Source organism: Megasphaera sp. AM44-1BH (genome assembly GCF_003467125.1).
GTDB lineage: Bacteria > Bacillota > Negativicutes > Veillonellales > Megasphaeraceae > Megasphaera.
This window is the reverse complement of record NZ_QSFA01000001.1, coordinates 375,314-388,171: the sequence shown is the minus strand read 5'-3', so window position 1 is coordinate 388,171 and position 12,858 is coordinate 375,314. Positions and strand designations below refer to the sequence as shown.

General features: G+C 51.4%; 11 protein-coding genes. 9 read left to right on the top strand and 2 right to left on the bottom strand.

What is annotated here, in order from left to right:
* Positions 1-23 precede the first annotated feature (23 nt).
* From thiD to dnaB, 8 genes are all read left to right on the top strand, one after another.
* The gene (gene thiD, locus DW949_RS01800; protein ID WP_118021557.1) at positions 24-824 is read left to right on the top strand and encodes a bifunctional hydroxymethylpyrimidine kinase/phosphomethylpyrimidine kinase; all 801 of its coding nucleotides are present in this window, start codon (positions 24-26) and stop codon (positions 822-824) included.
* 20 nt (positions 825-844) lie between these two features.
* On the top strand, positions 845-1,774 hold the full coding sequence (locus DW949_RS01795) for a hypothetical protein (RefSeq protein ID WP_118021556.1): 930 nt from the start codon (positions 845-847) through the stop codon (positions 1,772-1,774).
* Positions 1,775-1,940: 166 nt separating this feature from the next.
* A complete protein-coding gene (locus DW949_RS01790) occupies positions 1,941-3,602 on the top strand; it encodes a ribonuclease J (RefSeq protein ID WP_118021555.1) in 1,662 nt (553 codons plus the stop codon).
* 85 nt (positions 3,603-3,687) lie between these two features.
* A complete protein-coding gene (locus DW949_RS01785) occupies positions 3,688-4,644 on the top strand; it encodes a DUF2232 domain-containing protein (protein ID WP_118021554.1) in 957 nt (318 codons plus the stop codon).
* A 17-nt stretch (positions 4,645-4,661) separates the two neighbouring features.
* On the top strand, positions 4,662-6,671 hold the full coding sequence (locus tag DW949_RS01780; RefSeq protein ID WP_118021553.1) for a DHH family phosphoesterase: 2,010 nt from the start codon (positions 4,662-4,664) through the stop codon (positions 6,669-6,671).
* Positions 6,668-7,114, top strand: a complete 447-nt coding sequence (gene rplI / locus DW949_RS01775) for a 50S ribosomal protein L9 (RefSeq protein ID WP_118021552.1) — start codon at positions 6,668-6,670, stop codon at positions 7,112-7,114. Before DW949_RS01780 ends, rplI begins: the two co-directional genes overlap by 4 nt.
* Positions 7,115-7,130: 16 nt before the next feature.
* Positions 7,131-9,038: a Lon family ATP-dependent protease gene (lonC, locus tag DW949_RS01770; protein ID WP_118021551.1), complete on the top strand. Its 1,908-nt coding sequence runs from the start codon at positions 7,131-7,133 to the stop codon at positions 9,036-9,038.
* An 11-nt stretch (positions 9,039-9,049) separates the two neighbouring features.
* Positions 9,050-10,375 (top strand): replicative DNA helicase, encoded by a 1,326-nt coding sequence (gene dnaB / locus DW949_RS01765; protein ID WP_075581877.1) that lies wholly within the window; start codon positions 9,050-9,052, stop codon positions 10,373-10,375.
* Positions 10,376-10,438: 63 nt separating this feature from the next.
* Here dnaB and DW949_RS01760 read toward each other — a convergent pair whose 3' ends face one another.
* Positions 10,439-11,311, bottom strand: coding sequence for an epoxyqueuosine reductase (locus DW949_RS01760; protein WP_118021550.1), 873 nt, complete (start codon positions 11,309-11,311; stop codon positions 10,439-10,441).
* Positions 11,301-12,074, bottom strand: a complete 774-nt coding sequence (locus DW949_RS01755; RefSeq protein ID WP_118021549.1) for a GntR family transcriptional regulator — start codon at positions 12,072-12,074, stop codon at positions 11,301-11,303. The genes DW949_RS01760 and DW949_RS01755 overlap by 11 nt, the downstream gene beginning before the upstream one ends.
* A 159-nt stretch (positions 12,075-12,233) precedes the next feature.
* On the opposite strand from DW949_RS01755, the gene DW949_RS01750 reads away from it, so the two are divergent.
* Complete coding sequence (locus DW949_RS01750) at positions 12,234-12,743, top strand: hypothetical protein (protein WP_118021548.1); 510 nt, start codon at positions 12,234-12,236, stop codon at positions 12,741-12,743.
* Positions 12,744-12,858 lie beyond the last annotated feature (115 nt).

The window sequence follows — 12,858 nt, the reverse complement described above, 5'->3', positions numbered from 1 at the left end:
TTTACTCTTAGGAGGTTTTATATATGAAGCATGTACTATCAATTGCCGGTACGGATCCGTCGGGCGGTGCCGGCGCGGCGGCAGATTGCAAGACCTTTTGTGCCCACGGCTGTTTTGCTCTCAATGTCATTACGGCCGTCGTTTCGCAAAATACACAGGGCGTGCGTGGCTATATGGATGTGACGCCTGATCTCATTGCAGATCAGATTGATGCCGTTTTCGAAGATATCGACGTCGATGCCGTAAAGATCGGCATGGTAAGTGTTCCGGAAACAATCCGCGTCATTGCGTCCAAACTCCGGCAGTATCAGCCGCGCTTCGTCGTCATCGACCCGGTCATGGTAGCTACCAGCGGCCACCGGCTCCTCGTTCCCGAAGCCGAACAGACCCTGAAAGAAGTCCTGCTGCCGCTGGCCGATGTCCTCACGCCCAATATTCCTGAAGCAGAAGTGCTGACGGGAAAGACGATAGAAAATTTGTCTGATATGGAAGAAGCGGCTAAAGCCATCGGTGCCATGGGCGCCAAAGCCGTCCTGGTCAAGGGAGGACACCGCGTGGAAGATGCGACGGATATTTTGTTTGACGGTCAGAAGCTCCACTATTTCAAGGGGAAACGCGTAGAAAGTACGAGCACCCACGGCACGGGCTGTTCCCTGTCGAGCGCCATTGCCTCGGATCTGGCCAATGGCATGAGTCTCGTCGATGCCGTGGCGGAAGCCAAGCAGTATGTATATGAAGGAATTGCCCATGCCGAACCTATTGGCAAGGGGCACGGACCGATTCATCATTTCTATGAATTATATAAAAAGGCGGGCCTGCAATAGTCCCGGTATGAGGTGATACTATGTTTACAAAGACCTTGAAGAAGGCCGCTCTGGCGACAGCAGCTGTTTGTACGATCGGCGGGGCAGCCTTTGCGGCGACGCCACAACAGACCTATGTCGATGCGGTGAATACGATGAGTACTCATCCGGAAGGAACCTATACGACACAGGTGAAAATGGTCATGCCCTTTGTGGGTGACGTTACGGGCCATCAGCAGGCTTTTATCCAGCTGGAACCAGAAGCAAAAGCCCGTTTTGATACGTGGGCGACGAGCAGTCAGGGCAGGGACAGTGAAAAAGTGTCCGGCTACATGGAACAGGACGGGGCCCGATTCGTCGTGTATTATCCCCAGACAGAACGCAATAAAAATAAATCAGCTAAAACGGTATGGAAGAAAGCGTCTATACCTCTCAAAGACAGCCGCCCTCTGGTAGAAGTCATCCGCCAGGAACAGCATAAAGGCGTTCTGAATGGTGTCAAATCGGTAACGGCTCTCGGTGGTGACCGGTATAACGTCGTTTATGATATGTCCCGTATTTATAAAAACGGTGATGAAAAGGAATGGGAAAAACAGGGACTCACGAAGGCAGAGGACAGGGAATTGCTGAAAACCGTTCTTCTGGCACTGAAGGATAGCGGCGATGTATCAGCCCAGCTGACCATCGATCCCCGCTCCCACCGGATTACCCATGTTTCCGTACCGCTGACGGCACAGATGCGGTCCGTCGCTTCTGTCATAGCCGATAAGGCAGCCGATTATGCGCCGGATAAGAAAGCGGAACTGGCCATGGCCAAGCAGTTTGCCATGAACAGTACCGTGTCTTTTGACTGCGACTGGTCGCTGCTGCCCCAGGGAATCGATTTGAGCGTACCGGAATCGGTCAAAAAACAGGCTGTTGAAGATAAAGACGGTAACATTCTCGTATTTCAGGTCGGCGATCAGAAATAATGTATGCCTCTTGTGAGGTAAATAGTGTATTTTTTAACGTTATTTTGAAAAATTCTTGTCAAAGAAAATCGTTAGTTATTGACAGATAGCCCAAAATAAAAGAAAATAATAGTAAGTAGTTTGAGCGGATAAAGCACGAACCCAAATATGTATAGGAGGTAAGAAATTGGCTAAGAAGGAAAAACTTCTTGTAATTCCTCTGGGAGGCCTGGGCGAAATCGGTAAGAACATGACCGTTATCCAGTACGGCGATGATATCATTGTCATCGATGCCGGTCTGGCATTTCCTGACGATGACATGTTCGGCATCGACCTGGTCATTCCGGATATGAGTTACTTGATTGAAAACAAAGATAAAGTGCGGGCTATTGTCATTACCCATGGTCATGAAGACCACATCGGCAGTCTGTCTTATCTGCTGAATGAAGTCAATGCGCCTGTATATGCGACGAAACTCGTCTGCGGTCTCATTGAAGGAAAATTAAAGGAAAATCACATTACGAATTATCAGTTAAATGAAGTGCATCATGGAGATGAAGTGCAGATCGGCTGTATGAAGGTGGGGTTCATTCATACGAATCATTCCATTCCCGATGCGAGCGCTCTCTACTTCCGGACGCCTGTAGGCACCATCGTCCATACCGGGGATTTTAAGATGGATCTGACACCTGTAGACGGACTGCCTATGGATATCCACAAATTTGCCGACCTGGGCCGGCGCGGTGTACTTCTTCTCATGTCGGACAGCACCAATGCCGAACGGCCCGGGTATACCGAATCGGAAACGACGGTCAGCGTGGCGTTCCGCAAGGCCTTTGGTGAAGCAAAAGGCCGGATTATCCTGGCGACATTTGCGTCCAATATTTCCCGTATCCAGCAGGCTATCAATACAGCCGTTCTGTTTAAGCGTAAAGTTACCGTCCTTGGGCGCAGCATGGTCAATAACGTGCAGATTGCCATCGAACTGGGCTACCTGGAAGTACCGGACGGCGTGCTTATCGAACCGGATGAACTGAACCGCTATCCGGCGGACCAGGTGTTGATCCTGACGACAGGCAGCCAGGGCGAACCTATGGCCGGTCTGTCCCGCATGGCCTCCAATAATCACCGCAGCGTCAGCATTATGCCCGGTGATACGGTCATCATTTCGGCAACGCCAATTCCGGGCAATGAAACCGGTGTGGGCAGGACCATTGATAACCTGATGAAGCTGGGAGCTACGGTCATTGCCGGACGGGATAAGAAGATGCACGTCTCCGGACACGCCAGCCAGGAAGAACTGAAGATTATGCTCAGCCTGATCAAGCCGAAATACTTTATTCCGGTCCACGGCGAATACCGCATGCTGCGGAAACACGGGGAACTGGCTGTACAGATGGGCGTGGCAAAAGACCATGTTCTCATCGGTGATAACGGACAGATCTTCGAATTTTCCAACCGTTCCGGCCACAAGACGGGCCATGTCAATGCCGGCCGCGTCTTTGTCGATGGTCTCGGCGTCGGCGATGTGGGCAATATCGTCATCCGGGACCGGCAGCAGCTGGCTATGGAAGGCGTCGTCATCGTCGTCATGACTCTGGCAAAAGGTACGAGCCATGCCTTGGCAGGCCCGGATATCGTATCCCGCGGGTTTGTCTATGTCCGGGATTCGGAAGAACTCATGCGTGAAGCCCATGAAAAGGTGGCAGCTGTGTTGGAACGCTGCGAAGCCGGGAATATCCGCGAATGGGCAGTCATCAAATCACAGGTCCGGGACACACTGAGCCGTTATCTTTATGAAAAAACGCGGCGTCGTCCCATGATTCTGCCTATCATCATGGAAGTATAGACTAAATTGCATACAGCTGGCAGCGGAGGTTTATGCCTCCGCTGTCGGTTTTGATAGCCCTTTTATCTGGAAGGAGTGGAACTCTATGGAGCAGACACGTGCCGGTTACTGGACAGCAGCCATTTTTTTTGCTGCTCTGCTGCTGATCATGGCGCTGCTGGCCCCGCTGGTGCCGGGACTGCCCTTTATCGGAGGTTTGATTCTGATATTTTATTTGCCCGTTTTATGTGTCCAGTATGGTCTTGCAGTGGCACTGATACTGGCGGCCGGCCCTGCGCTGGTCCTGGCTTTTATGGCCTCTCCTGTATTGGCGGCCCTGCAGTGGGGCATTCCGGCTGCCGCATCGTTTGCCGTAGGAGCCGGGTACAGCCGCCATGTTGCGCCTGTGCGTATCTTTGGTTTTGTAACAGGCGGCATCATTGCCCTTTCCCTGCTCTCCTGTCTGGGATTGATTGTCATCGGACAGGTGCCGCTGTACGATATGCTCCAGCAGATTGTCAATGAGGCTGCTGATGAAGCCGTGGCGTATTATATACAGAGTAATCCGGCCTCTGCCCAGATTATAGCCGTCCATCAGGAAGTGGAAATGCTGAAAAAAGCCATTCCCGTCATGGTGCCGCTGCAGATCTGCCTGGGAATCCTCATGACCGTGTATCTGCAGATCCGTGTTACCCAGCCGCTCCTGGCACGCAAAGGCTATGATATTCCTCCGTTTCCACCTATCCGGCTTTGGGAAATTCCACGGGCTATGGTATACTTATATATACTGGCTATGGTCATGAAATACTGGGGAACGTCCCGCCATATTGACTGGCTGAATATGATGGCAGTCAATGCGGACCAGCTGGCCTCATTTTTTATCTGCATCGAAGGGCTGGCCTTCATGCTTTACCTGCTGCAGCACCGGTTTGTACTTAAATCGGCTACCCAGGCCATGATAGTCATCCTCGTACTCTTCGTCCCCATATTCCAGATAGCGGCGTTTATTTTCGGGCTCGCTGATATGCTGCTCAATTACCGCAAAAAACGGGAAGCCATGTAACCGCAGGAGGCGGGAATATGTTTAAAAAATTACTAACCAACCGCAATGAAGAGACGTTTATCGGCGTCGTACTGATACTGCTCCTGATCATTGCTTTTTATAACTGGATCATTGCGCTCCTTGCCTGTATTGTCATCGGTGGTGTTTATGTTCTGACCCACAAGACCAATACGGAACGGAACCGGGAAATCAGCCAGCTTTTCGATGCCATTTCCCAGAGTGTCGATCAGGCTTCGACCTATGCTGTCCAGAATCTGCCTATCGGCATCGCCATAGTCGATATGGAATCGAGCCTGTGCTGGGCGAACAGCGTATTCCGCGACTGGGTCGGTGATATCGAAGATGATCAGCGGCTGGATTATATCATGCCGAATCTCAATATAGATAAATTCTGGGGAAAGTTTGGCTATTTTTTTGAACATATTGGTAAACGGTATTATCGTGTCGTATATAAATATCTGCAGACAGAAGGGTCAGAAGAAGATAACTATCTCATATTGTATTTTGAAGATATCACGGAAACAGAACAGCAGAAACTGAATTGTCTGGCTGCGATGCCTGTTTTCTGCGACATTGCCATCGATAACATGGAAGAAGTCGGAAAAGGGATGACAGCCGTACAGCAGGCTACACTCTGGACCAATGTCAATAACTGCCTCATCGATGCCCTGACGGCTCATAACGCCTTTGTCCGTTCTTATGGCAATGACAACTATATTGCCTGCCTGAGCCGGGAAGCACTGAATGCACTGAAGGAGGATAATTTCTCTTTCCTGGAACAGATCCGTTCTATCCATACGGTCAACCGCATTCCTGTCACGGTCAGCATGGGCATAGCCGCATTTCCCGAAGATATCGTCACAAAAGGGAAAGCCAATTTCAATGAACTGGCTGACAAGGCCCACTCTGGTCTTGACCTGGCCCTTGGGCGCGGCGGCGATCAGGTCGTCGTCTATGAAGAAGATGGATCGGCCCATTTTTATGGCGGAAAGACCCGGTCCGTGGAAAAGAATACCCGCGTCCGCGCCCGCGTTGTTTCCCAGGCTATCCGGGAACTCATCGAAACGTGCGACCTGGTGCTTATCATGGGCCATGAACGGGAGGATTATGACAGCATCGGGGCGGCTATCGGCGTAGCCCGGATGGCTAAAATCGGCGGCAAACCGGTACATATCGTCATCAGCCGCCAGACCGAAGCCATCAGCCGTATCGAAAAGGAAATCCGCGATGTGCCGGAATTTGCCGATCTGCTCATTACGGCCGATATGGCGGAAGTAGCCTGCAACGATCAGACGCTGCTGTTCATCGTCGATACCCACCGGCCCGATATGACGGTAGCACCACAGCTCCTGGATAAAACGGAACGGCGCGTCGTCATCGATCATCATCGCCGCAGCAGTGATTTCATCAAGAAACCGCTGCTCGTATATACGGAACCGTCGAGTTCTTCTACGAGTGAGCTGGTAACAGAGCTCCTGCAGTATTTCGACGAAGATCCGGAATTACAGAAGATTGAAGCGACGGCTCTCTATGCGGGCATCGTCGTCGATACGAAGAACTTTTCTGTTCAGACCGGCGTGCGTACCTTTGATGCGGCAGCCTACCTGCGGCGTTGTGGTGCTGATCCGGACATTGTCCGCGAACTGTTCAGCTCCGATTTTGATTCAGTCAAGCTCAAGGCGCGGCTGTTGTCAGAAGCGCGTATTGCCGATGGCATCGCTATGACGAGCTGTCCGAAGGACGTGCCCAATGCCCAGATCATATCTGCCCAGGTGGCCGATATGCTGGTCAATATCACAGACGTGGAAGCGTCCTTTACATTTTATGAATTGCCCGATAATATTATAGGTGTCAGCGCCCGTTCCAAGGGTGATATCAACGTGCAGCTCATCATGGAAGCAATTGGCGGCGGCGGCCACCGCACAGTCGCCGGTGTACAGCTCAAAGGGCGCACGCTTATAGAAGCACAAAATGAAGTCATGGATGCCATCCATGAAGTACTCGATAAAGGGAGAGATACTGTATGAAAGTAGTATTATTACAAGATGTAAAAAAATTAGGTAAAAAAGGCGATATTATAGAAGTATCCGAAGGTTATGGCCGTAATTTCCTGCTGCCCCGCAAATTGGCGGCACCGGGCACATCGGGCAACATCAACGATGCCAAACAGAAAAAGGCCGCAGCCGTCCACAAGGCACAGGTTGCTTCCGATGAAGCTCTTATCCTGGCCAGCCAGCTGAAAAAGGTAGAACTGACCATTCCCGTGCGCGTCGGGGAAGGCGGAAAGATTTTCGGTGCTATTACGGGAAAAACAATCAGCGAAGCGGCCAAAGCGCAGTACAATATCGATTTAGACAAGAAGAAAGTAGAAATCAAGAATCCGATCAAAGCTCCGGGAACGTACGATGTCATCATCCACGTCCACCCTACTATTTCCAGTGAAATCAAAATTCATGTCGTAGAAGAATAATTCCTGAGGTCAGCCTATGAAAGAACTACTGGATAAGCTGCTGCAGCGTCATAAGTATCTGGAACCGACGGCAGAGGAAGAACTGCGCCGTCAGGTAAATGTCCTGTATGGTGCATTTACCGGTCTGATCGGCCCGGAAAAGATGGTCCTCCGGGCCAGCAAATATTCGGCCCTGTCGTACGTGCACTCCGAAGACCCCCGGCGCCGTATCGTCGGCTTGCAGCGGCTGGTCTATGAAGATGCGTCTTATGATAAGGTGCCTTCCGATGAAGAAGTCGTCGATGTCCTGAACGAACTGGAGAATGTGCTGGCAGAAATGCTGGCCCGCCAGGCTGTGGAAGAGCGGCTGGAAAAGAAAATCAGCCAGCGCATGGAAGAAAAGCAGCAGGAGTACGTACAGGAAATCAAGATGGAGCTCATCAAAGAGGAACTCCACGATGTGGAAACGCCGCAGACGAAAAAGAAGCTGGACGATCTGCAGCATCTCGATTCCATTCACCTGACAGAATCGATCATGCAGCGTGTCCGGCCCAAAACGCTTTCGGCTATTGTCGGTCAGAACCGGGCCGTCGAGGCCATGGAAAGCAAGCTGGCATCGGTATATCCCCAGCACCTGCTCCTCTACGGGCCTCCTGGCGTGGGGAAGACGACGGCTGCGCGGATCGTTTTGGACGAAGCCAAGAAACTACCTTTTACGCCATTCGGACCCAATGCCCCCTTTGTAGAAACCGATGGGGCGACGTTGCGCTGGGATGCCCGGGATATGACCAATCCGCTTATTGGATCCGTCCACGATCCTATCTATCAGGGCGCCCGGCATGATCTGGCTGAAACGGGGATTCCCGAACCGAAGCCGGGACTGGTGACCGAGGCTCATGGCGGGATTTTATTTATCGATGAAATTGGCGAAATGGACCCCATGCTTCTCAATAAACTCCTGAAAGTACTGGAAGATAAGCGGGTCCGCTTTGAATCGGCATATTATGATGAAACTGATCCCCATATCCCGGCGTATATCCGCAAGTTATTTGCCGAAGGAGCGCCGGCTGATTTCGTACTCATCGGGGCGACGACGCGGGACCCGTCGGAAATCAATCCGGCAATCCGGTCCCGGTGCGCAGAAATATATTTTGAGCCTCTCGTGCCGGCCGATATCCAGCAGATTGTCACCAATGCGGCACAATCCCTGGGCGTTACTATGGAAGACGATGTAGCCGAACTGATCAGTACCTTTACCATTGAAGGAAGGAAAGCCGTCAATATCCTGGCCGATACATACGGTCTGGCTGTCTTCCGTTCCGGCAGTAACGAACATGTGGTACTGACAAAGGAACTGGTGCAGCGGGTGGCCCAGATCAGCCGCCTTGTACCGTATGTGACAGAAAAAGCGTCATCCCGTCCGGCCGTGGGCAAAGTATTCGGTCTGGGGGTGGCCGGTTTCCTTGGCTCTGCCATCGAAATAGAAGCGGTTGCCTATCCGGCCCGTACGCCGGGCAAAGGGTATTTCCGCTTCAACGATACAGCCGGTTCCATGGCCAAGGACTCCATGTTCAATGCCGCAGCTGTTGTACGCCGCATTACCGGTAAAGAATTATCGGATTACGACGTCAATGTCAATTTTGTCGGAGGCGGCAATATCGACGGTCCTTCGGCAGGATGCGCCATCACGACCGCACTGATTTCGGCAGTTACGGGGAAGGCAGTCCGTCAGGACATTGCCATGACGGGTGAAATTTCTATACAAGGACTGGTCAAGCCCGTCGGCGGTGTGTTTGAAAAAGCATACGGAGCCCGGCAGGCGGGTATGAAAGGAATGGTAATCCCCGAAGAAAATCAGCGGGATATACCGGAACATCATCTGAATCTTCAGATTTATAGTACCCGTACCATTGAAGAAGTCCTCGATATCATGCTTGTAAAATAGGGGAGAATAGTATGGAACAACGGATTCCGCCGCAGAATGTCGAAGCTGAACAGGCCGTACTCGGCGCTATGATGCTCGACCATAATGCTGTCATTACGGCTATGGAAGTCCTGCAGCCTCATGATTTTTACCGGGAAATACACCGGACTATTTTTGAGGCTATGGAAAACCTGCACCGTGAAAATAAGGAAATCGATCTGATTACCTTACCGGAAGAGCTGCGCCGTATGAAAAAACTGGATGCAGCAGGCGGTCTGGAATACGTACTCAGTCTGCCCAATCTGGTTGCGACGGCAGCCAATATTGAATATCATGCCAATATCGTCAAAGACAAAGCCATGACCCGCGATCTCATTACGACATGTACGGATCTGACGACAGAGGCCTATGATGGAGAAAAAGAAGCAGACGAACTCATAGACGATGCAGAACGAAAGATTTTCCATCTGGCTGAAAATAAAAAAAGCGGCGATTTTGATCCTGTCGGAAAAGTCGTCGAAGACACGCTGGACAAAATTTCAAAGCTCTATGAAAACAAGGCCGGTCTTACTGGTCTTCCTACGGGATTCCGGGACCTTGATAAGCTGACGTCGGGACTGCAGCCATCGGACCTGATTCTCATTGCGGCCCGGCCGAGTATGGGTAAGACTGCTTTTACACTGAATATTGCCCAGAATGTCGGCGTACGCCAGCACAAGACAGTCGCTTTTTTCTCCCTTGAAATGAGCAAGGAACAGCTGGTACAGCGGCTGCTCTGTCAGATTTCCCATATTGATTCCCAGAAACTCCGGACAGGCCAGCTCAATACGGATAAAGACTGGGCCCAGCTTACCGATGCATGTGACAAATTATATCAGGCGCCGATTTATATCGATGACACGCCGGGGATTTCCGTATCGGAAATGCGCTCCAAGGCGCGGCGTCTGAAATCGGAACATGGACTGGACCTGATTATCGTCGATTATCTGCAGCTCATGCAGGGGCGGAATTCGGAAAGCCGTCAGCAGGAAATATCGGAAATTTCCCGTTCGCTGAAAGCACTGGCAAGAGAACTGAAAGTTCCTCTCATCGCTCTTTCCCAGCTCAGCCGAAGCGTGGAAAGCCGTCAGGATAAAAGGCCTATGCTCAGCGACCTCCGTGAATCGGGGGCACTGGAACAGGATGCGGATATTGTCGCATTTCTCTACCGGGAAGATTATTACGATAAAGAAACAGAAAACCAGCACATTACAGAAGTCATCGTGGCAAAACACCGCAATGGCCCTACGGATACGGTAAAACTGTACTTCCGTGGCGAATATACGCTGTTCCTGAATCTCGATCCGACTCACGAATAAGCCGGTTCTGTTATTATTGGCATACGCAGACGGGGCTGTAACAACATGGTTCTTTCCATGTCGTTACAGCCCCGTTTTGGCATGTACGATATCCAGATTGCGCAGGAGAATCTTTTTCCCCCGCCAGGAAAAAGGCCGGTTTCCATAAGCTGCGCGGAACTGGCGGTTCGTAAGTGGTTCCAGGTCGTCTTTCTTCAGCATCGTAAGGCGGTTCTGCCGGAATTCCGGTATAGGAGTAATGGGAATATCCTGGTTATGAGGACAGACACGCTGGCATTCATCGCAGCCGAAGATGAGCGGCGTACGGGCTATGACAGCCTTTTCCGTATCGGTAAGCTCTTCTTTCTTCTGGGTAAGATAGGATTTGCAGAGACGATAGTCATACGCCCCATCTGTCAGACAGCCGCCGGGACATATACGCCGGCAGGCACCACAATGGAGACATTCCCTGTCCATAGGTGTATCCGGAGCCAGCGGCAGTGTCGTCAGGACGGCGCCGATAAAGCAATAGGAGCCATACATGGGATGGATGAGACATTGATTGTCTCCCATAAATCCAAGGCCGGCTTCCACAGCCAGCAGTCGTTCCGTCAGCGGTGATGTATCGGCAATGCAGCGCTGGGTTCCGCCATAGGATGACAGGACGGCAGCCAGTTTCTCCAGATAGGCCGGGACGACGAGATGGTAATCTTCGAGCTGGCAGTACAGGGACAGGTTCGTCTTCTCTGCATCGGGATTATAATAGGGGAACAGGACGACGACAGCCGCCTGGCAATGGGGCAGCAGAGCCGTCAGGTCATAGCGTTCCCTTCCTTTTCCCGATGCCAGCGGGCAGACGGGCTGCTGTGTTTCCGGAACGGGCAGATGGGCACTGGCGATGCCGGTACAGGTAAGGCCGAGCCTGCGGGCGGCGTCTTTTATGAAATCAGTGTTCATGGACTGCTTCCGATACAGGTTCTTCCAGTTCCGGCGGCAGGATCATCCCTTCCATGGGCAATGATTCTGTTGGAAGAGTATCGGCGGCCAGCGCCGGCGTGTGGCGGAGGATATAGTCATGGGCCGTTATATAGCAAATGCCCAGATGACTATCCATAGCCTGGCAGGCTTCGTGGGTGTCCTTATTTTCCAGAGCCCGGACAATCCGCCAATGTTCTTCCGCCGCTTCGGCACAGCGGCTGCGGCGGCTGTATAACGAATTGATACCGGTCCTTTTGATTTTGTCGCGCATTTCTTCAATGAGTCGGCGCAGCATCAGGTTCCCGCTGGCGATGATGATCGTATTGTGGAACTCCGTGTCGGACCGGATGAATTCCTGATAATCCGGTGCGGCCTGGGTCTGCTTATACTTAAATAGCTGCTGCTGTACGGTCTGGCGCAGGACTTCCATCTGGTCGGCCGAAATATGCTTGCAGGCCAGCCGTACGGCGAGTATTTCCAGGGCCGTGCGTATCTGGAAGATATTTTTCAAATCCTGCATACTGAGCCCCTTGACCAGGATCCCCCGTTTGGGGATGTACTGGACCCAGCCCTCCTTCTGCAGCTGAAGTGCGGCCCGGCGGACAGGTGTGCGGCTGATCTGAAGTTCGGCGGCCAGTGTGCGTTCACTGAGCATCTGGCCGTTGACGTAGGTCTGGTCGAGAAGACGTTGTTTCATCGTGCGGTAGACCTGCATCTGTAAGGACTGATTTTTGTATTCCATGACTGTATCAACCCCTTTGTGTTTAATGAGCTATCTGTATTATAGCATATCCCCCGATAGTTTGTTAACCAGTGACATTTGTCTTTTTGGCATATCCAGGGCAGGCCGGCTATGGTATAATAGGGGCGTCGGGGGAACGTGGGATGGGAGGTTGGAATCATGACCAGAGAAGAAATATCGCAGCATTTCGGCTGTGGTATGGTGGAACAAACCTATGAAAATTCCAAATGGTTTTCTGTCTTTATGCAGCTTCTGTTTACAGGCGTCGGTATTTATTTTTTCTGGCTCATGCTGGCAGAAACGACACTGGCGGCCAAGCTGGATAATATAGCCGTCCTGATTTTCTGCCTCTGGCGCATCGACCGGCAGCGCGATATTATTTGTTATGTCACGGCGAAAGGACTGATCGTCCGGCGGCAGTTCATGTCCCTGGAAGAATTTTTGGATGAACAGCTCCATCCGGACCGAAATCTCGTGTTTATCCGCTATGAGGATATTTTTGAAATTTCGGATAATTGGAGGGAAATACAGCTCGGCGCGGCGGAAGAAGGCGGCCTGGCTGTACTGCCCGTCCATCTGCAATTCCTGCCCCGGCGGTATAAACAGGAGATTATGGAACGAATCAAAAAAGAACAGGAAAAAGACGATAAAGATGATAAGAAGGAATAGCAGTTCCTGCCGTCCAACTATGTGTTATTGCACTACTCATGCCTGACCTATGATAATTCTGTATACCTTTTTTACTTTATTATTTTAATAAAATAAAGTAAAATATAGGCATTGA